20 protein-coding genes are annotated in these 19,659 nt (G+C 70.2%); 7 read left to right on the top strand and 13 right to left on the bottom strand.

Going from position 1 to position 19,659, the window contains the following annotated elements:
- The first annotated feature begins 150 nt into the window (after positions 1 to 150).
- Positions 151 to 990 carry a sulfotransferase gene (locus ABZ860_RS03085; RefSeq protein WP_357214226.1) on the top strand — a complete coding sequence of 280 codons (840 nt, stop codon included), beginning with the start codon at positions 151 to 153 and terminating at the stop codon, positions 988 to 990.
- A 20-nt stretch (positions 991 to 1,010) separates the two neighbouring features.
- On the opposite strand, the gene ABZ860_RS03080 is transcribed toward ABZ860_RS03085, so the two are convergent.
- From ABZ860_RS03080 to ABZ860_RS03065, 4 genes are all read right to left on the bottom strand, one after another.
- Positions 1,011 to 1,904, bottom strand: coding sequence for a phosphotransferase (locus ABZ860_RS03080; protein ID WP_357214223.1), 894 nt, complete (start codon positions 1,902 to 1,904; stop codon positions 1,011 to 1,013).
- Positions 1,905 to 1,966: 62 nt separating this feature from the next.
- Entirely contained in the window at positions 1,967 to 2,986 is a 1,020-nt protein-coding gene (locus ABZ860_RS03075) for a hypothetical protein (RefSeq protein ID WP_357214220.1), read from the bottom strand.
- On the bottom strand, positions 2,964 to 4,247 hold the full coding sequence (locus tag ABZ860_RS03070) for a hypothetical protein (RefSeq protein WP_357214218.1): 1,284 nt from the start codon (positions 4,245 to 4,247) through the stop codon (positions 2,964 to 2,966). Before ABZ860_RS03070 ends, ABZ860_RS03075 begins: the two co-directional genes overlap by 23 nt.
- A gap of 3 nt (positions 4,248 to 4,250) precedes the next feature.
- Positions 4,251 to 5,351 (bottom strand): DUF1972 domain-containing protein, encoded by a 1,101-nt coding sequence (locus tag ABZ860_RS03065; protein WP_357214215.1) that lies wholly within the window; start codon positions 5,349 to 5,351, stop codon positions 4,251 to 4,253.
- On the opposite strand from ABZ860_RS03065, the gene ABZ860_RS03060 reads away from it, so the two are divergent.
- Positions 5,341 to 6,558, top strand: coding sequence for a glycosyltransferase family 4 protein (locus ABZ860_RS03060; RefSeq protein ID WP_357214213.1), 1,218 nt, complete (start codon positions 5,341 to 5,343; stop codon positions 6,556 to 6,558). The two genes, ABZ860_RS03065 and ABZ860_RS03060, sit on opposite strands and share 11 nt — an antisense overlap.
- 37 nt (positions 6,559 to 6,595) lie before the next feature.
- On the top strand, positions 6,596 to 7,651 hold the full coding sequence (locus ABZ860_RS03055; RefSeq protein ID WP_357214211.1) for a hypothetical protein: 1,056 nt from the start codon (positions 6,596 to 6,598) through the stop codon (positions 7,649 to 7,651).
- A 78-nt stretch (positions 7,652 to 7,729) separates the two neighbouring features.
- Here ABZ860_RS03055 and rfbD read toward each other — a convergent pair whose 3' ends face one another.
- Genes rfbD through ABZ860_RS03035 form a run of 4 tightly spaced genes read right to left on the bottom strand, consistent with a single transcriptional unit; the run spans position 7,730 to position 11,984 of the window.
- Positions 7,730 to 8,587: a dTDP-4-dehydrorhamnose reductase gene (gene rfbD / locus ABZ860_RS03050; protein WP_357214208.1), complete on the bottom strand. Its 858-nt coding sequence runs from the start codon at positions 8,585 to 8,587 to the stop codon at positions 7,730 to 7,732.
- Positions 8,587 to 9,555: a dTDP-glucose 4,6-dehydratase gene (rfbB, locus tag ABZ860_RS03045; RefSeq protein ID WP_357214206.1), complete on the bottom strand. Its 969-nt coding sequence runs from the start codon at positions 9,553 to 9,555 to the stop codon at positions 8,587 to 8,589. Before rfbB ends, rfbD begins: the two co-directional genes overlap by 1 nt.
- On the bottom strand, positions 9,552 to 10,619 hold the full coding sequence (locus ABZ860_RS03040; protein ID WP_357214203.1) for a glucose-1-phosphate thymidylyltransferase: 1,068 nt from the start codon (positions 10,617 to 10,619) through the stop codon (positions 9,552 to 9,554). Before ABZ860_RS03040 ends, rfbB begins: the two co-directional genes overlap by 4 nt.
- Positions 10,620 to 11,984, bottom strand: a complete 1,365-nt coding sequence (locus tag ABZ860_RS03035) for a sugar transferase (protein ID WP_357214200.1) — start codon at positions 11,982 to 11,984, stop codon at positions 10,620 to 10,622. It lies immediately after the preceding gene.
- Positions 11,985 to 12,435: 451 nt separating this feature from the next.
- On the opposite strand from ABZ860_RS03035, the gene ABZ860_RS03030 reads away from it, so the two are divergent.
- Entirely contained in the window at positions 12,436 to 13,380 is a 945-nt protein-coding gene (locus ABZ860_RS03030) for an LCP family protein (protein ID WP_357214198.1), read from the top strand.
- A gap of 29 nt (positions 13,381 to 13,409) precedes the next feature.
- Here the strand turns inward: ABZ860_RS03030 and ABZ860_RS03025 are convergent, their stop codons facing one another.
- The 3 genes from ABZ860_RS03025 to ABZ860_RS03015 form a co-directional block, all read right to left on the bottom strand.
- A complete protein-coding gene (locus ABZ860_RS03025; protein WP_357214195.1) occupies positions 13,410 to 13,781 on the bottom strand; it encodes a hypothetical protein in 372 nt (123 codons plus the stop codon).
- Between the two features lie 119 nt (positions 13,782 to 13,900).
- Positions 13,901 to 14,515 carry a GntR family transcriptional regulator gene (locus tag ABZ860_RS03020; protein ID WP_357214192.1) on the bottom strand — a complete coding sequence of 205 codons (615 nt, stop codon included), beginning with the start codon at positions 14,513 to 14,515 and terminating at the stop codon, positions 13,901 to 13,903.
- Between the two features lie 9 nt (positions 14,516 to 14,524).
- Positions 14,525 to 15,457: an EamA family transporter gene (locus ABZ860_RS03015; protein WP_357214189.1), complete on the bottom strand. Its 933-nt coding sequence runs from the start codon at positions 15,455 to 15,457 to the stop codon at positions 14,525 to 14,527.
- 235 nt (positions 15,458 to 15,692) lie between these two features.
- Here ABZ860_RS03015 and ABZ860_RS03010 point away from each other — a divergent pair, with 235 nt between their 5' ends.
- Positions 15,693 to 17,735: a nitrate- and nitrite sensing domain-containing protein gene (locus ABZ860_RS03010; protein ID WP_357214186.1), complete on the top strand. Its 2,043-nt coding sequence runs from the start codon at positions 15,693 to 15,695 to the stop codon at positions 17,733 to 17,735.
- Positions 17,732 to 18,085: a DUF742 domain-containing protein gene (locus tag ABZ860_RS03005; protein ID WP_357214183.1), complete on the top strand. Its 354-nt coding sequence runs from the start codon at positions 17,732 to 17,734 to the stop codon at positions 18,083 to 18,085. Before ABZ860_RS03010 ends, ABZ860_RS03005 begins: the two co-directional genes overlap by 4 nt.
- Positions 18,086 to 18,089: 4 nt before the next feature.
- On the opposite strand, the gene ABZ860_RS03000 is transcribed toward ABZ860_RS03005, so the two are convergent.
- The gene (locus ABZ860_RS03000) at positions 18,090 to 18,494 is read right to left on the bottom strand and encodes a hypothetical protein (RefSeq protein ID WP_357214180.1); all 405 of its coding nucleotides are present in this window, start codon (positions 18,492 to 18,494) and stop codon (positions 18,090 to 18,092) included.
- A gap of 80 nt (positions 18,495 to 18,574) precedes the next feature.
- Positions 18,575 to 19,009, bottom strand: a complete 435-nt coding sequence (locus ABZ860_RS02995) for a hypothetical protein (protein ID WP_357214177.1) — start codon at positions 19,007 to 19,009, stop codon at positions 18,575 to 18,577.
- A 261-nt stretch (positions 19,010 to 19,270) separates the two neighbouring features.
- On the opposite strand from ABZ860_RS02995, the gene ABZ860_RS02990 reads away from it, so the two are divergent.
- The gene (locus tag ABZ860_RS02990) at positions 19,271 to 19,627 is read left to right on the top strand and encodes a hypothetical protein (protein ID WP_357214174.1); all 357 of its coding nucleotides are present in this window, start codon (positions 19,271 to 19,273) and stop codon (positions 19,625 to 19,627) included.
- The last annotated feature ends 32 nt before the right edge of the window (positions 19,628 to 19,659 follow it).

The following is a 19,659-nucleotide window of genomic DNA, read 5'->3' as shown; positions in this document are numbered from 1 at the left end:
CTGAGCCGACCTCCAGGTATGCACCCGAATAGGTCGACATTCTAGGCAGGCGGCCGCCACACATCAAGGAGAACCGAAAGTATGAGCGTGCGGGACCTCTTACCGGAGTCCGTCCTCGGAATCGGACGCAGTGCGTTCAGAGCGTATGGAATGGCGACGGCGCGGGCGAGAAAAGACCCCGACTTCCTTCTCATCGGCGCCAAGCGAGGAGGGTCCACCTCACTCTACTACGCACTCCTGGAGCACCCGGGGATCATCCCCCTTTTTCCCAGTGCCGACCTGCTCCCCAAGGCGAACCATACAAAAGGCGTGCACTTTTTCGACAGCAACTACGAACGCGGCATGCGGTGGTACCGGTCGCACCTGCCCAGCCGGGCGGCCCGCGTGCGCGCCGCGCGGCGGAGCGGGATGCCGGTGCTGACGGGCGAGGCTTCGCCGTACTACCTCTATCACCCGCTCGCGGCCCAGCGCGCGGGCCGGGACGTGCCCGATGCCCGCATCCTGCTGATCCTGCGTGACCCGGTCGAGCGGACGTTCTCGCACTATCGGGAGCGCGTGCGCAACGGCGCCGAGCATTTGTCGTTCGAAGAGGCGCTGGACGCGGAGGCCGAACGGACCGCGGGCGAGGAGGAGCGGCTCCTCAAGGATCCGGGTTATCGGAGCTACGCCCACGAGCAGCAGTCCTACGTGGCTCAGAGCGAATACGAGAAGGCGCTGCGGCGATGGTTCGACCACTTCCCCGCGGACAGGTTCCACGTGACCAGCAGTGAAGAGTTCTACCGGGACCCACAGCGCGTCTGCGACGAGACGGCCGCGTTTCTCGGCCTGCCGCCCGCCCCGCTGGCGCGGGCCGGAAAAGTATGGAACTCCGCCCCCAAAGCGGAAATCTCCGCGTCGACCAGGCGCCGTTTGATCGAGCATTTCGCCCCGCACAACGCCGCGCTGGAGAAACTGGTCGGCCGCTCGTTCCCGGACTGGGCGGCTCCCTGAACCGTGCACCACGAGGAGCTCTAACCGGCCAGCTCCCGCAGGATCCGCAGGAGCCGCTGAGCGAGACCGGGGTCATCCGTCGTCCGGCGGCTCACCACGTCGTGCCAGTAGAGAGCGGCCTCGCCGTAGGTTCGCGTGGGAGGCGGCCCCCCGTACACGGCCAGACGGGTGGCCAGGAAGTAGGCCTCGTCGGCCTCCGGCGGGCCGTATCCCGCGTCCTCCCAGTCGATCAGCCACGGCGTGCGAGTACGGGTGCGCCGCAGGTTCCACGGAGTCAGGTCGCCGTGCATCGGCCGCCAGTGCCCCGGCGTGTGGGACGGCCGGGGCAGCTCGCCTTCGAGACCGGAACTGATCCGCTCGGTCAGTCGCGCGATGTCGACGTTGCGTGCCGGGCGCGCGGGCACCGGTTCCATGGGCGACAGCAGCAGCCAGTGCAGCCCCTGCGCGGCGCCGCTGCCGAGCACCCGGGGCACGCGGAACAGCACCTGGTCCTCGGCCGCGAGCGCCGCCAGGGCGACGGCCTCCCGTTCGAGCTCCGCCGGTGACTGCCGGATCTTGAGAAACCCCAGCGGCCGTCCGGCGCGGAGCAGCAGCAACGCGGCGCCGTCCGCCCGGGACGCCTGCGGGCGCACGTAGCCGGCGAGGCTGTCCCAGGGCCCGACGACGTCCGCCGCCTGCTCGCCCACCGCCTTCCACGCCTCCTCGGCGACGGGTGGGGACCATGGCCTGCGGCGGCCCGGCAACAACAGCGGACCCGCCGTCCGGACCGCGGCGAAGAGCGCGAACTGCAGCGCGAGCGGCAACGGTTTCGAGAACGTCAGCAGCGAGAGACCGGCGGCGGCCGACCGGCTCCCGCGCGCCGGGATCCAGACGTTTCCCCGGCCCGGCGGGTAGGCCAGATAACGCTCAGACATCGGTCCACCGGGACACGGGCGCCGGCGTGGCGTCCGGCGCTGGCTGTCGCGTGACGTCCATGTCACACCCTCCGATTCTCCGCACGCACCACGAAGATCAGCGCGGCCGTCAGGACGACCACCGCCATGCCGAGTCCCAGCGTCACCGGCATGGAGGGCATGGACCTCGCGTCCGCTTCCGGCGCCGAGTCGGAGACGTCGCGCAGCCGGGGCTGCTGCGGCACCAGGGCCGTGGGCAGGTTCATCCGCCACACCGGCGATTTGACTCCCTCGCTGGAGATCAGCAGGGACTTCCCGTCGGGCGTCAGCGCGACGCCCTCGCCCTGCTTCTGCTGAGGGAGGTTGAGCAGCATCGTCTCGTTGCCGTTCACCGCGTCCCAGACCCGCGCCTTGTTGTAGCTCCGCAAGATCATGTGGCCGCTCGCCGCCATCACGCCGTCGCTGACCACGTAGGGCAGCGTCCGCACCAGCGTCATGGGGTTGGGGCCGGTCTCGGAGAGCTCGGCGGGAGCTCGATAGACGGCGCCGCCCTTCGGGCTCTTGGTCACCACGTAGAGCTCCGCCGTACGCGGGTCGACCAGCAGCGTCTCCGCGTCGTGCGCGCCGTCGGGATAGGTCAGGCGGTAGCCGGTGGCCTTCACCGACGCGTCCGCGAGCCTGGTCGGCTCCACCAGCCGGTAGACGACGACCTCGGAGCGAGGGGTGGCGTTGCCGCCGGTGTCTCCGACGTACAGGTAGGCCGTACCGTCCGGGGCGGACACGCCCCCCATCGCCTCGGGGTCGATCGCCGTGACGTTCCCCGCGGTCAGCACGGCTCTGGTCCGGCCGTCGGGCCCCACGGCGAACAGCCGCAGCGGGCCCTCCCTGTCGTTGAACGTCCACACCACGCCGGGGTTGACCCGGCTCGCGAAAAGCCCGCTGGACTGGTCGATCCGCTCGTCGGCCAGGTCGAAGGCACGCGTCCACAGCGAAGTGGGCAACGCGGACGGCTGAGGCAGCGGCTCGCGCGCGTTCGCGGCCACCGGCACCGCGATCCCGATCCCGGTCAGCAGAAGAGCGCTAAGAATCAGCTTGCGCCACACGGCTCATCCTCTCCGTGGGCAGAGCGGCCTCCTGATCCCGCACTACACGCAGTCGCATGACAAGGATCACAGATGTCACAACGCCCCCTATGCCAATACAAAACGGAGCAAGCTTCACCAGATCGGGCCGCGCGCCCAGCAACGCCAGGAGCAGGCCGACGCCGATCACGGACTCGCCCAGCCGGACCGCGAACACCAGCCGGGAGTGCCGGTACGCGGTGGCGAGCATGCTGACCGGCAGCGTCGCGGCGATGCTCACCGAGTAGGCCGCCCATGCCGCCACCGTGATCGGGTCGAGCGGGAAGTTGCCTCCGGTCACGAACGGCTCCAGCGGCTTCGTCAGCAGAGTCGCGATCGTACCGGCGACGGCGGTGACGGCGGTGAGCGCGATCGAGGCGGTCAGCGCGAGGCGAGGACGCAGCGGCAGGCCGGCCTGCCGCTGCCGCACCATCCGCGGCAGGAGAAACGCACCCACGCCGTAGACCAACGTGAGTGCCGGCGACAGCAGCAGGCGAGCGCCTTCGTTGGCGGCGAGGGCCGCGCTGGAAACCATGGCGACGATGGCGACCCGGGTCACCATCAGGGTCAGCGGGCGCAGAGCCGCCTGCGCGACCCTCCAGGTGGCGAACGGAACGATCCGCCGCAGATCGGCTTCCCGCAGACGCGGCCAGCGGAGTTCGTCCCGCGGCAGCCCGATGACCGCGTGCACGACCCCTGCCGCAGATCCGGCGCACATCGCGACCAGCATCGTCTCCAAGCTCAGCGCGTGCGCGAGCCAGAAGCCGCTCAGCGTCGCGAAGGCGACGACGAAGTCCACCACCGTGTTCGTGGCCAACCGGCCGAACTCCAGACGCGCGGAGAGCAGCCGGCGCACGGTGTCCTCCAGCGACCAGAGGAGGACGAGCCCGCCGAACAGCAGGGCGCCCGGTCCGGCCGCCGCGCGCAGCACGATCGCCAGGATCACGCTCGCGACGGCGCCCAGTGCCAGTGACGTCACCAGCGAGGCGGCGATGGCGGCCCGGACAGGCGACTCGAAGCGATCCAGAACGGTCAGCGAGTCGCCCACCCAGGAGGTGTGCAATGTGGTGATCAGTACGAGCGTGGTGCTCAGGAACGTGAAGGCGGCGAACCCCGTGGCACCGAGTTCCCTGGCCGCGACAAGTTGGAGCAGCAGGTTGCTCAGCGCGGTCACGAACTGAGCGACGACCGATCCACCCGCGGAGGCGACGACCTTGCGTACCCGTCCGGCGAGACCCGGCACCCGTCAGTCCTCGGCCATGACTCGCCCCGCCACCAGGTCCAGGCACAGCCGTTCGTAACGGGCCGCGACATCGTCCCAGGTGTACAAGGTGCGAGCCCGTTCCCGGGCGGCCGCGCCGCGGGCGACCTCCTGGTCGCGCCGTTTCTCCGCCGACTCCAGCGTCTTGGCCAGCGCTTCGGCGTCGGCGAAGAACGCCCCGGTGTCGTCCAGCACCTCACGGTTGAAGACCACGTCATAGGCGATGACCGGCGCGCCCGCGCCCATGGCACGCAACAGGGAGGGATTGGTGCCTCCCACCGAGTGGCCGTGCAGGTAGGAGGAGCAGCCGGCGTAGAGCGCGTCGAGCAGCCTCTGGTCCCAGACCCCGCCCACGAGGCGGACGCGCGGATCCTTCTCCGCCAAGCTCTCGATCTTCCGCGTGTACTCGGCGGCGTAAGGGGCCGAGCCGACGACGATCAGCGGGTGCTCCGCCGCGCTGCGGGTGTAGCCCTCGACGATGAGGTCCACGTGGTTCTCCGGTTCGAACCGGGCCACCACGAGGTGGTATCGCCCGGGTTCGTAACCCGCCTCCTTGAGGATCTCCTCGTCGGTCCGCTCCTGGATCGGAGCGCCGTACGGGATCATCACGCTCGGCGTTTTGTAACGTTCCCAGTAGTAGTCCTGGATCGCCCTGGCGTCCGCGATGATCGCCTGAGACCAGCGCACCGAGAGCCGTTCCGCGAGGAGGTAGTACTTGCGACCGGCGCCGTTCCACTTGGCGCGCTTCCACTCCAGGCCGTCGACGTGCGTGGCCACCGGGATGCGGGCCGCGCGCACGAGGGGCAGCAGCGGCGCGTTCGCGGCGTTGAAGACCAGCGCCACGTCGGTGCGCCTGCCGAGCAGGTGCCCGACCGAAAGGGCGGTGTGGCTCAGCGTCTCCAGCACCTTGTGACGGACCGCGGGCAGGTGCACGAGTCGCATTCCCTGGTACTCCCGCATCCGGGTTTCTCCGGAGCGGCAGTAGACGCGCACCTCGTGCCCTGCCTGCACCAGGCGCCGGCCAATCTCCTCGACGGCGGTCTCGAATCCGCCGTAACGTGCGGGAACCCCTCTCGTGCCGATCATCGCGATCTGCAACCGGCCCTCCAAGGAGATCTGGCGTCGAAGTGATGACAGAATGAAAAATCAGGAGAACGATACCTTAGGCTGCGGAAACTTCGACATGAAACGCGTGGTAATCGCCCATCCATCGCCTGATTTATACGGGTCTGACCGGATGGTCCTAGAGTCTGTGCGAGCGGTAGCGAATACGCATCGTGTCCTATTTATCCTTCCAGCGGACGGCCCGCTCGCGGATCGCCTGAAGGAGGTGGGCGCCGAGATCATGATCATGCCGACGCCCGTGCTCCGCAAGTCCCTGCTCTCCCCCTCCGGCCTGCTCACGCTCGCGTGGCGGACGCTCACCGTCCTGCCGCGGATGGTCGCGCTGCTCAGGCGGCAACGCCCGATCGCTCTCTATGTCAACACGATCACGATTCCGCTGTGGATCGTCGCCGGGCGCCTGGCTCGCGTTCGCGTCGTCTGCCATGCCCACGAGGCCGAGCAGTACCTGCCGTCGTTGATGCGACGTCTCCTCACGGCCCCCGTACGGCTCGCGCATCACGTGGTCGCCAACAGCGACGTCTGCCTTCGGACCCTGGTGGGCGCGGGGGTGTCCGGTGACCGCGTGAGCGTCGTCTACAACGGCGTGCCCGACCACGACGAGGTGAAGCCTCCTCGCGAGGCGCCTCAGGGGAGACTGGTGGTGGTCGGCAGGCTGTCGCCGCGCAAGGGCTGTGACGTGGCCGTCCGGGCCGTCGCACTGCTGCGTGCGCGCGGGCGCGACGTGACGCTCACGCTCGTCGGTTCGGTCTTCCCTGGCTACGAGTGGTTCGAGGAACAACTGCGCGACCTGGCCGGCGACGGTGTGGTCTTCGCCGGATTCCAGGACCCCGTCACCCCCTTCGTGGACGACGCCGACATCGTGCTGGTGCCGTCGTACGGGGAGTCGTTCGGCAATGTCGCGGTCGAGGCGATGCTGGCCGAACGTCCCGTGGTCGCCAGCGACGTGCAGGGCCTCGACGAAATCATTCAGACCGGCCGCACCGGCCTCCTCATCCCGCCGGGCGATCCCCAGGCGCTCGCCGCGGCGGTCGAATCCCTGCTCGATGATTGGCCGCACGCCCTGGACCTGGCGAGAAGCGGCAGGAATGCCGCATGTGAACGTTTCGCCATTGCGCGTTATCACAGCGACATCGTCCGCGTCCTTTCAGCGCCGATAGCGTCAGCATAAACTGCATGAGGATCAGAAACGGGGAGGAAAAGGGACGGTGGCAACCGACGACGTGGAGGAAACCCTGGCCGATGTCGGACTCCTCGAGGCGGTATGGCGCTACCGCTGGTCCTCTTTCCTCATCATCCTTCTGTCCGGGGTGATCGCGGCGGGGGCCACCCTGCTGGTTCTGACGAACGTCACGGCCACCGCCCGCTTCGCCGTCACCGACCCGCGGAGCACCTCGTTCCTGCGGCAGGGCGTCTCCTCCGACAGCAGCTACATCGCCTACACCGCTCAGCGGGCGGCGTTCGCCCAGTCGGAGAAGGTCTTCAAGAAGGCGCAGGAGATCCTCACGACCCAGTACGCGCTCAAGGTCGATCTCGAGACCCTGCGTGAGTCCGTCCAGGCGTCTCCCGGCACGAGCGGCGGCATCATCGAGGTGCAGGCGTCGGCGCGCACGGACCGGGTCGCCGCGAACATCGCCAACTCCGTGGTCGCGGCCTATCAGACCCTCACCGCCGAGTCCGCCAAGGCGGATCAGGCCAAGCTGCTCAAGAGCATCAAGGCGACCGAGACCCAGATCCGGGACAGTCTCAAGTCCGCGCCCGCGGGAAGCGCCCTCGCGACCTCTCTCGCAGAGGTCCTCGTCCAGCTCCGGCTGAAGGAGAGCGACGCCCAGATCGACCTGGCCACCTACAACGACGGAACGCGCTTCATCGACCAGGCCAACCCGTTGCGCATCTCGCCGAGCAAGCTGCCGAAGAACGTGGCGATCGGGCTGGCGCTCGGCGTGCTCATCGCCGTGGTGGTGTCGTTCCTCCGGGCCACCAACCCCATCGCGGGCGTCCGCCGCGTGACCACGGGCCTCGGCCAGCGCAAGCGCCGGCGGGTCGTGCTGGCCAAGGCCCAGCCGGTACGGCGCCTCAGGCCCGAGGAGGAGGAGCCCGCGCTCCCGACGCCCGCCACTGTGCCGGCCGCCCCGAGCCTCCCGGCCGAGGACGAGGACAGCACGGCGGTCTACGACCGGAACGCCCTGCTGAACTACAACGTGGACGACGAGGAGCTGCGGGTCGTCGACATCGGCAGAGAGGCGCCGCGTTCGGCCCGGTGAGGCCGTGACGAGGCCACGGCTCGTCGCGAGCTCACGCTGGGCCCACGGTGGGTGGGCCCGCGATGAGCTGGCGGTGGGCTACGGCCGCGCCCCGAGCTCGGGCCAGGCGTCGTGCAGCGCCTCCCGCCAGTCCCGCATGGCGGGCAGCCCCACCTCCGCCCACCTGCCGTGGGACAGCACACTGAACGACGGACGGCGCGCGGGCCTCGGGAAAGCGGCGCTGGAGACCGGGCGCACCCGCCCGGGATCCGCGCCGAGCAGCGTGAAGACCTCGCGGGCCAGGCCATACCAGGTCGTGCGGCCGGCGTTGGTGCCGTGGTAGACCCCCGGCGGAGCGGCCGCGCGGACCAGCCGGATCACCTGGTCGGCCAGGTCGGCGGTCCAGGTGGGCTGCCCGTGCTGGTCGTCCACCACGTCGACCGTCTCCCGCTCCGCGGCCAGCCGGATCATGGTGCGGACGAAGTTCGGCCCGGCGGAGCCGTACAGCCAGGCGGTGCGCACCACGTGGCCGCCGTGCTCGAGCGCCGCGCGCTCCCCCGCCAGCTTGGTCCGCCCGTACGCGTTGAGCGGCTCCGTCTTGGCGTCCTCGGAGGCGGGTTCGGGATCCGTCCCCGCCAGCACGTAGTCGGTGGAGACCTGCACGAAGCGCGCGCCGGCCTCGGCCGCGCGGGCGGCGAGTTCACGGACCGCGTGGCCGTTCACCGCCAGCGCCTCGTCCTCGTGGTTCTCCGCGTCGTCCACGGCCGTCCAGGCCGCGCAGTTCACCACCACGTCCGGGCGGTGGCCGAGCACCCACGCGCGCACCGCCGCGGGGTCGCGGATGTCGAGATCCGCCCGTTTCGGCGCGACGACCTCCCCGATCCCGGCCTCCCTGCCGGCCCGCCGGGCCAGGTCGGCGGCCAGCATGCCGCCGCCGCCCGTGATCAGCCAGCGCATCACCGCTCCCCGAGCAGCGGCTTCCACCACCCGGGGTTGCCGGCGTACCAGGCGACGGTGTCCCTGATGCCGTCGTCGAAGGCGACGGACGGGCGGTAGCCGAGCGCCCGCAGCTTGGCGTCGCTGAGCGAGTAACGCCGGTCGTGGCCCTTCCGGTCGGGCACGTGCTCGACCATGTCCCAGCCGCAGCCGAACGCCTCCAGCAGGCGGGCGGTCAGCTCCTTGTTGGCCAGCTCCGCCGTCCCGGCGATGTGGTAGGTCTCGCCGGGCGCCCCGCGCTCGGCCACGAGCTGGATGCCTCTGCAGTGGTCCTCGACGTGGACCCAGTCCCTGACGTTGCCGCCGTCGCCGTACAACGGGACCTTCCTGCCCTGGATCAGCCGCGTGACGAAGAACGGCACGAGCTTCTCCGGGTACTGGTAGGGGCCGTAGTTGTTCCCGCAGCGCGTGGTCATGACCGGCAGGCCGTGGGTGACCGCGTACGCGCGGGCGATCAGGTCGCCGCCGGCCTTCGAGGCGGAGTACGGCGAGCGGGGGCGCAGCGGCGCCTCCTCGTCCCACGAGCCGGCCTCGATGGTGCCGTAGACCTCGTCGGTGGACACGTGCACGACCCTGGAGACACCGGCGTCCAGGCACGCCTGCATGAGCGTCTGCGTGCCCAGCACGTTGGTCCGAACGAACTCCGCGGCGCTGTCGATGGAACGGTCGACGTGCGACTCGGCCGCGAAGTGCACGACGACGTCGTGCCCGGGGACGACCTCGGCGAGCATCGCGGCGTCGCAGACGTCTCCGCGGACGAAGTCGTACCCGCCGGAGACGGGCTCCAGGTTGGCGAGGTTGCCCGCGTAGGTGAGCTTGTCGAGGACGGTGACCCGTGCCCCCGCGAACGCGGGATAGCCGCCGGAGACCAGGGTGCGGACGTAGTGCGAGCCGATGAACCCGGCCCCGCCTGTGACGAGGACCCTCACGATGAAATCTGTACCTTACTGTGGTCGCCGAGCACGAGCCGATGTGCCCGGGGAGTGTTGGGGGCCGGCGTGACCTCCACATCGTGGCCGATGAGAGAGGCCTCGACCCTGCGTACGCCGGTGATGGAGGACCGGGACAGCACGATGGAGTACTCGATCTCGCTGTCCGCGACGACGCAGTCGGCGCCGATGGACGTGAACGGGCCCACGTAGGAGTGGCTGATCCGGGAGCCCGCGCCGATGACGACGGGGCCGACGATGCGCGACCCGGTCACCAGCGCGCCGTCCTCGATCACGACGCGGCCGATCAGCTCGCTGGCCTCGTCGGCCCGTCCGCGGACGGCCGGTTCGAGGCCCTCCAGGACGAGTCTGTTGACCTCCAGCATGTCGGCGACGTTCCCCGTGTCCTTCCAGTATCCGGAGATGACCGTGGACTCCACCCGGTGTCCCTCGTCGATCAGCCACTGGATGGCGTCGGTGATCTCCAGCTCGCCCCGCCGCGACGGCTTGAGCTCGGCCACGGCCCGGTGCACCGCCGGGGTGAACAGGTAGACGCCGACCAGGGCGAGGTCGCTCTTCGGCGACTCCGGTTTCTCCTCCAGGCCCACCACGCGCCCGCCCGGGCCGATCTCGGCGACGCCGAACTGCCGCGGGTCGGGAACGCGGGTCAGCATGATCTGGGCCGCGGGCCTGTCGGCCGCGAAGCGGCGGACGATCTCGGTGATCCCCCCGACGATGAAGTTGTCGCCGAGATACATGACGAAGTCGTCGTCGCCCAGGTAGTCGGCGGCGATGAGCACGGCGTGGGCGAGCCCGAGCGGGGCCTCCTGCCGCAGGTAGGTCACCTCGAGGCCGAGCCCGTGCCCGTCTCCGACGGCGGCCTCGATCTCGGCGTGGGTGGCGCCGACGACGATGCCGACCTCCCGGATGCCGGCCGCCGCGATCGCCTCCAGGCCGTAGAAGAGCACCGGCTTGTTGGCGACCGGCACGAGCTGCTTGGCCGAGGTGTTCGTGATGGGTCGCAGCCGCGTTCCCGATCCGCCCGCCAGCACGAGCGCCTTCACCTAGTACGCACCTTCCCCGCCGACGACCGCCGACCACGTCTTCCAGAGGATCTGCAGGTCCATGATGAGCGACCAGTTCTCCACGTAGCGCAGGTCGAGCCGCACCGACTCCTCCCAGGTCAGGTCGGACCGACCGCTCACCTGCCACAGGCCCGTCATGCCCGGCTTGACCAGCAGCCGCCGCCGCACGTCGTCGCCGTACTGGGCCACCTCCTCGGGGAGCGGCGGCCGGGGGCCGACGAGGGACATCTCGCCGCGCAACACGTTGACGAGCTGGGTGAGCTCGTCGAGGGAGTAGCGGCGCAGCACCGCCCCGACCGGCGTCACCCTCGGGTCCTTGCGCATCTTGAACAGCACGCCGTTCCCGTCGTCCCGCTGCGCCAGCTCGTGCTTGACGGCCTCGGCGTTCTGCACCATCGTCCGGAACTTGTAGAGCACGAACAGCTTGCCGTCCTTGCCGACGCGGGGCTGCCGGAACAGGGCCGGTCCCTCGCTGGTCACCCTGATCACCAGGCCGATCATCAGCAGGACCGGCAGGATCACGAGCAGGATGATCGCCGCGACCACCCGGTCGAAGACGCTCTTGACGAACTGCCTGGCCCCCCTCAGGTCGGGGTGGGCGACGTGGAGCAGCGGCAGGCCGGCGACCGGGCGGATGCTGATCCTCGGCCCGGCCACCTCCATCAGCGCGGAGGCGACGTAGAGCTCGGTGCCCGTCTCCTCCAGCTGCCACGTCAGGCGGCGCAGCATCGACCCGTCCAGCTCCGGGCAGGACAGGACGGCGACGGTGTCCGCGCCCACCCGCTCGACCACCTCGGCGACGTCCGAGAAGTCGCCGAGGATCGGGAAACCGTCGAACTGGGCGGGCAGGTCCATCCGCTGTTCCGGCGGGACGCACGCCGCCACGATGCGCATGCCGTGGTGGCGCTGGCGGCTCAGCTGGGCGTGCAGCTCCAGCACCGAAGCCCAGTGCCCCACCACGACGACCCGTCGCAGGCACTCGCCGGCCCGGCGCCTGCGGTGCAGCCGCTTGCGCAGGGTGTAGCGCAGGAGAAGGCAGGACAGGCCGGCGACCGGGATGGCGACCATCACGTAGCTGCGGGCCAGGAGGGTCTGGGTGAGGTAGGCGGAGATCGCCACGATCGAGGCGAGGGTGGCCGTCGCGTGGAGGACCTTGCGGTACTCCTCGGCGCCGTCCCCGAGATGACGGGTGTCGTATCCGCCGATGAGGGCGACGACCAGCGGCCAGGCGACGACCAGCGTCGCCGCGAGCACGCTCTCCCACGTCCCCGCCTCGCCCAGCAGGAGTCTGACTCCCAGCACGCCGAGGACGGACACCGCGCCGCACACCACGTCGCCCGCCATCGTCACGCGAATGTGACGACGCGCCCAACCGGCCCGGTCCGTCGCCTCCCTAACGGCGTATAACGCGTCGTCAACGGCAATGTCCATACGCCCTCGCCTCTGCCCATCCTCCTTCTCGGAGGAAGACCGCCCGGTTCAACTCCGCGCCAGAAGGTGATGATTGGAACGATCCTAGGGGATCACAGAAGTTACAGGGAAGTTCAACCATACGTCCACATGCGGCCATAGTCGCATGCTGGACAAGACGCCCCACACGTGGTTCCGATTTCACTACGTATTGGTACGTCTCGTGTGACTGGTATGGGCCAGTTACGGTAGATCTCTGCTTTGGAATACATCCGTGCAGGACAAGGAACCGAGCATTGGACGCCTCGTGACGACATCCGGGCAGTTACCTCTCACCGCGACCCCACCGGCGCGGGTGTCACGCCGGCGCAAGGTGCTGATCGTCGTGACCCTCGTGCTCCTCCTCCCGCCGGCCGCGCTCTTCGCGGTGCTGATGCAGCGTCAGCACGTGTACGACACCAACCTCCGGCGGGTGCAGCAGGTGTTCCCCGAGGAGTGGGACCGACCTGCCAAGGTGGTGGGAGCCGCACAGAACTGGCTGGTCATCGGCGCTGACAGACGCCCGGGAGAGAGCGGCTTCCAGCGGTCGGACAGCCTCATGATCGCGCACATCCCCGCGGACAGGAAGCGCATCTTCCTTATCGGCATACCTCGTGACTCCTATGTGACCATCCCGGGTCACGGACACGACAAGATCAACGCCGCCTACGCGTACGGCGGCCCGCGCCTGCTCATCAAGACGGTGGAGAAGCTGGTCAAGGTGCGGATCGACCACTTCGCCGCCCTGGATTTCCGGGGTTTCGTCGACATGAGCAAGGCGTTGGGCGGCGTCGACCTCTACGTGGCCCGCCAGGTCTACGACCCCGCCAACAAAGTCACGTGGCCGCAGGGAAACGTTCATCTCGAGGGCGAGCGGGCATTGCTATTCGTACGTCAGCGTTACGGACTGCCCGGCGGAGATTTCGACCGTATTAAACGACAGCAGGCGTTCCTTCGGGCGATGGCCCAAAAAGTGGTCAGCAAGGGCATGCTGACCAATCCGTTCGCACTCGACGAGTTCCTTCAGGCGCTGACCCGTTCCGTGACGGTGGACTCCGGGGTCGACATGAAGACCCTCAGGAACCTGGCGCTCGAACTCCGCGACATACGGGGCGACGACCTGCGCTCGACGACCTACCCCGTCGCCGGCACGGACACGGTCAAGGGGGCGAGCATCGTCCGCCTCGAGGCGAAGGAGGGCGCCGAGCTCGCCGACGCGCTGCGGGACGACACGCTGGAGCGCTACTTCGCCGACCAGGGCGGGCTGAACGAGTCCTCCTTCGTCAGGTGACTCCCGGCCGTCCCCGGGACCGCCTCTGGTCAGTCGTATTCGAGGTCGGGTAACGGGGACGGCGGCTCCGGGCTGCGCCACACGACGACGTAGTCCGAACGCGCGCTCGCGACCGCCGTGCTCAGCCGGTCGAGGTCGAAGTCCGGCAGGTAGCGCAACCGGGCCAGGAAGCTCGCGTCGGTCGCCGAGTGCGGCACCACGCAGCCCTCGCCCTCACGGTCCAGCAGGACGATGAAGACGTCCTCCGGCTGGCCGGGCGGATGCTGGTCGCCGTGGCCGCCGACGCGGACCTCGACCACGTCCTCCCAAGCGAGAGCCTCGACGCTGCCGTCGGCGTAGTGACGTGTCACGCCTTCTTCGGTGACGTACACATAGGTGTCCGGCACTGGGTTGCCGTGCATGGGCGCGATTGTGACGACTTGAAGCGGCATGGTGCAAGGGAAACCGCGCCCGAGAAGGCGGTGCGAGGCGATCCGCCAGGAAAACGGTGCGAGGTGAATCGCCCGGAGCTCCTCCGGGCTCAGGAGTGCCGCCACCGCAGGTGCTCGCGCACCGCCCGGACGGCCGCGTCCGCCGGTCCCTCGGCGATGACGCGCAGCAGCGCGGCGTGCTCCGCGGCGAGCTCGTGGGGAGCCTCGTACGCGTGCCTGAGCCCGACAAGTCCGAGCCGTGTCTCGGCCGCGAGCGTGGCGTACAGCCGCTCCAGGCGGGGGCTGCCGGTAGCGGCGACGAGCGCCTCGTGCAGCGCCATGTGCTCGGCCACCACGGCGGCCCAGGGCGCGCCCGGCGGCAGGCCGGACAGGCGGTCCAGCGCCTCCTCCGCCGCCGTCACCCGGCGCCCCGCGACGGCCTGCGCCATCAGTTCCTCCAGCGGCGCGCGCACGTACATCAGGTCGGCCAGGTCGGCGGAGGTGATCACCGGGACGTACGCGCTGCGGTTGCGCTCACGCCGCAGCAGTCCCTCGTGGACGAGCAGCGCCAGCGCCTCCCGCACGGTGGGGCGGGCCACGCCGTATCGGGCGGACAGTTCCTGCTCGGGCAGCGCGGCCCCCGGCTCGATGTCCCCGGACAGCACCCGCTCGCGCAGCGCGGCGGCGAGCGCCTCGACGGTGGAGACGGGCCTCAGGGTGGTCACGTGCCGAGCCTAGTGGCGGCTCCCGGCCGGTGCCTTCGGCGTCTCGGGTGCGGAGGTGCCCGGCGTGCGCGTCCCGGCGGGCAGCGCCACCACGACCAGCCCCAGGGCGAGCAGCACCAGACCAGCCCACGAGACGAGGGACAGGTGCTCGCGCAGCGCGACGACGCCCAGCAGGGCCGCGACGGCCGGCTCGGCCAGCGCGAGCGTGGCCGCCGTGGCGACGGGGGTCGTGCGCAGGCCCCGGCCGTACAGGAGATAGGCCAGCCCCGTCGTGGCGCAGCCGAGGTAGAGCGCGGTCAGCAGGCCGCCCGGGCGCGCGAGCCAGGCCGGTCCTGTCAGTGCGAGGACCGGCAGCATGAGCACGGCCGCGCCGCCGAAGAGCACGCCCATGACGACTCCCGACTGCATGCCCCTGCCGATGGCCCGGGCCGCCACGACCGCGTAGAAGGCGTACAGGAGCCCGCCGAGGAGGGCGAGCGCGACGCCTCCCGCGTCCGCGCCGCCCGGTCCTTCTCCCCCTCCCCCGCCGGTCACGAGCACGGCGCATCCGGCGACCGCGGCGGCCGTGGCGAGCGCCCAGCGCCCGCTCGGCCGCTCGCGCCCGGCGATCCAGGACAGGAGCCCGGTGAAGACCGGCCCGCTGCCGATCGCCACCACCGTGCCGATCGCCACGCCCGTCCTGCCGACGGCGGCGAAGAAGCACAGCTGGTAGGCCGCGACCGCGGCGGCTCCCAGGACAAGCGGCCAGCGCATCGGAACGTTCCCATGAGGGGTGCGGCGGCGCGTGACCAGCGCCAGCACGCCCAGCAGGGCCCCGCCGAGCACGAGGCGTGCCGCGGCGAGCGAGACGGAACCGGCGGCGGCGAGGGTGCCCACGGTGCCCGCGGTTCCCCACAGGACGGCCGCCGCGACCACCGCGAGCGGGCCCGATCTGGAGTTCATGCGGAGGATTGTCTGACAACTAGACAGTCAACAGCAAGAGCTTTCCCCCGGGAACGTCGAGACTGTCCTGATATGGGGCTGAGGCCCAAGTCGTTAGGAACGATCCCTGGTGGCAGAGACTCACGGATTGCTAGGGTTTCGCCACTATTAACACATGTGTAACCGACGGGCAGGTCTGATGGCTGGTCGGAAACGGTCCATCCGCTTCAAGATATTCGCGATCCTGCTTGTGCCTGTGACCGCCCTGGTGGTGATCTGGGGGTTCGCCGCCAAGCTGACCATCGAGCAGGGGCAGCAGCTCCTGCGCATCCAGAAGGTCTACGACAACATCGTCTATCCCGTCAGTGAGGCCATCAACGAGCTGCAGACCGAGCGGTTCGTGTCGGTGAGCTACCTCGCCTGGCGCACCTCGCCGCTGCGCACCGACCTCCAGGTGCAGCGCCGCAAGACCGACGCCACCGCGGTCCTGCTGACCCGCCTGTCGGAGCAGGCCAGGGACGAGACGCCGCCCGCCATGTGGGACCGGGTCCAGGACCTGATCCGGCAGATGGACCGGCTCGACGTCCTGCGCGGCCAGGTCGACGACCAGCGGCTCACCCGCCTCGACGTGATCGAGGAGTACAGCTCCGTCGTCGAGACCGCCCACCAGGTCTACGACCGGCTGATGATCTCCCCGGACATCGACATCATCGAGCAGACCAAGGCGCTCATCCTGATCACCCGCAGCCGCGAGCTGGTGAGCCAGCAGTCCGCGCTCGTGCTGGGCGCGCAGGCGTCCGGGCGGATGACGCAGGACGAGCGGGACGCCTTCTCGGGGATGGTCGGCAAGCGCCGCCTGCTCTACCAGCTCGGCACGAGCCAGCTCGACGCCGGCCTGCTCAAGCAGTACGGCACGCTGAACTCCACGCCGATCTACACGTCGTTCGTCTCCCTTGAGGACGACGTGATCGCCAGGGTGCGGCCGGGCCAGCCGCTCCCGCCGGAGGCGATCGCCTGGCCGACGACGGCCCAGGCCCTGACCCGCCAGCTCACCGAGACGACGAACGCGGCCGCCGACGCCACCGCGGCCCGCGCCGTGCCGCTGGCCCAGAGCGTGCTCTGGGACATCGGCATCGTCGGCGGGCTCGGCCTGGCGGCCGTGCTCGCGACCGCGTTCATCTCCTTCCGGTTCGCCCGCACGGTGACCGGCGAGCTGAGCGCCCTGCACCGGGCCGCGGCCGACCTGGCCGGGCGGCGGCTGCCCGACCTCGTACGCCGGCTGCGGCGCGGCGAGGACGTCGACGTGGCGGCCGAGACGCCGCCGATGGCCCAGGCCAGCGACACCGTCGAGATCGAGAATGTCGGCCGCGCCTTCACCTCGGTGCAGCACACCGCGATCGAGGCGGCCGTCGGCCAGGCCGAGCTGCGCAAGGGCGTCAACAAGGTCTTCCTGAACCTGGCCCGGCGCAGCCAGTCGCTGCTGCAGCGCCAGCTCGGCATGCTGGACGGCCTGGAGAAGGAGATCACCGACCCCGACCTGCTGGAGCGGCTGTTCGGCGTCGACCACCTGACCACCCGCATGCGCCGCCACGCGGAGGGTCTGATCATCCTGTCCGGGGCCGTCCCCGGCCGCGGCTGGCGCAACCCGGTCCGGCTGTACGACGTGGCCCGCGCCGCCACCGAGGAGGTGGAGGACTACCTGCGGGTGGACGTGAACATGCCGCACGGCTACTCGCTCGCGGGCAGCAGCGTCACCGACGTCGTCCACCTGCTCGCCGAGCTGATCGAGAACGCCACGGTCTTCTCCCCGCCGCAGACCCGCGTGCAGGTCAGAGGGGAGATGGTCGCCCGGGGCTTCGCCATCGAGGTCGAGGACCGCGGGCTCGGCATCCCCCCGGAGGAGCTGTCGCACCTCAACGCGCGGCTCGCCGACCCGCCGGAGTTCGACCTGGCCGACAGCGACAGGCTCGGGCTGTTCGTCGTCGGGCTGCTGGCCCGGCGGCACAACATCCGCGTCTCCCTGCGCACCTCGCCGTACGGAGGGACGAGCGCCGTGCTCCTGCTCCCGCAGGAGATCGTGGTGGAGAACGAGACCAGGGAACCGGCGGTCGAGCGCCTCGCCCAGCCGGAGGCCCCGCCACCAGCCCTGGCCCTCACGCCGCCGATCGGCGGCGGCGCCCAGGACTCCCTCCCCCGCCGGGTGCGGCAGGCCAACCTGGCGCCGCAGCTCAAGGAGGAGCGGGGCGACCTGTTCTCCTCCTTCCAGGCGGGCTGGCAACGCGCTCAGGAGGACTCGTGACCGAGCACGAGGACGGGCCGCTGCTGCGCCCCTACACGCTCACCCGTGGCCGCACGCGCCCGACCGGGCCGGACTTCGACCTGATGTCCATCATCAGGACGGCTCCCGCGGCGTACAGCGGGATCTCCGGGCTGGCCCCCGAGCACTGGCGGATCCTGCAGCTGTGCCGGGTCCCCCTGTCCGTGGCCGACCTGGCCTCGGAGCTCGGCCTGTCGCTGAACGTCGTGCGCATCCTGCTGAGCGACCTGCGCGACCAGGGGCTGATCACCGCGCGGCCGCAGGCCACGGTCGCCCAGCTGCCCGAGGAACGCATCCTCCGCGAGGTGATCCAGGGACTCCAGGCGCTGTGAGGCGTCAGGAGTCCGCCTCGCAGGACTCGACCAGCCGCTGCACGTGCCAGCGAGCCGGTGCGGTGAGCTCGTCGGCGTACCGGTCCAGCAGGGCCGCGCACGCCATCGCGTCGGCGGTCTCGACCGGCGGCAGGACCAGGATCTCCTCCTCGCCGTCCAGCACGAGGCCGCCCCGCACGCTGAACGTCTCCTCGCCGACCGCGACGGCGGTCTCGAACACGAGGTCGTGCCCCGGGAGCACCAGCGCGGCGCCGAGCCGTACGGCGGGCCCGGCGAGGTCGGAGACGGGCTCGGCGCGGACGTGGGGGAAGAAGTCGCGGGAGACGGACCGCCCCATCTCGCTGAATCGCGCCGCCGTTCGCATCAACGCTTCCAGGAGTTCGGCGGCACCCTGACTGTTGGCGTCCACCCCCGCAGGGTAGATCACGGAAAGTTGCGGTTTGGCCAAATATTTAGGTTGGACCAGAGATTTCGCCGAAAACCGCGGCCTCAGCGGAAGGCGTAGCACTCCACCTCGGCCCGCCGGCGGGTCAGCCCGCCGCCCACCGACTCCTCGACGCAGGAGCGCTGCGCGGCGCTGAGTTCGAGCACACCGCAGACGCTGACCCCGGAGTACGTGCGGCAGTCGAGGTTCGGGTTGAACGCGCCCACCTCGTACTGCTCCCGCACCTGCGTGCGGCAGCGGTGCCGCGCCTCCGACGTCTTCTGGTAGCGGCATTGGCCGACGAGGATGTCGTACTGCTTCTGGCTCACCTCCTGCCGCTTCACGCCTCCTTTCGGCGGCGCGGGCGCCTGCGGCGGGCTCCCGGCCCACGGGCCGGTCCTCGGGTGGCCGCCGGTCCCGGCGGCCACCGACGCGACTGCGGCGACCGTGCCGAGCATGGTCATCGCAGCGAGCACGGCGACAGCGACGATCTTTCTCATGGCGATCCTCCCGAGCAGGAACGTACCCACGGGGGAACGGCCGCCCCCTGCGCCGCGCCGGGCCCGCATGGACGGGCGTGACCTTGTGTCATGCCGACGTCGGCGCATTCAATACGAGGAGTAAATACACCATTGCGAAGTGTGACGGAAGACGATCAAGGGTAGAGGTGGCCTCGGAACCGACGGGGACGGCGTTGGCGCCTTTCACACCCGATTCTTCGGTTCGAAATCCGGTCATTTCCGACACAACGGAGCTTTTACGTGCGATTTGTTCACGCAATCACGACGGGCGCGCTGGTCCTCACCGGGCTCACGGTCACCGGCGCGGGCGCGGCCGCGCTGGCCGACGCGGGCCCGCAGACCACGTCCCGCGCCGTCGTCGACGGCTACCAGGTCGTGACGCTGCCCAACGCGAACGTGCCGAACTTCACCCGGCGCACCGTGTACTGCCCCGCGGGCAAGCGCGCCGTGGGCGGCGGCGGCGAGGCGCAGGGCAACGACGCGGTCCTCGTGGGCAGCTTCCCCACCCCGGACGGCACCGGATGGATCGCGCTCGGCCGGCAGAACTACTACAACACGGTCGGCATCAGCGTCTACGCCATCTGCGCCAACGCCTGATCGGATCACACGCGGCACAGGGGGGAGCGGGC

This window comes from Microbispora sp. NPDC046973 (genome assembly GCF_040644495.1).
In the GTDB taxonomy this organism is placed as follows: domain Bacteria; phylum Actinomycetota; class Actinomycetes; order Streptosporangiales; family Streptosporangiaceae; genus Microbispora.
The sequence above is the reverse complement of the archived record's forward strand: the minus strand, read 5'-3'. Positions and strand labels throughout refer to the sequence as shown.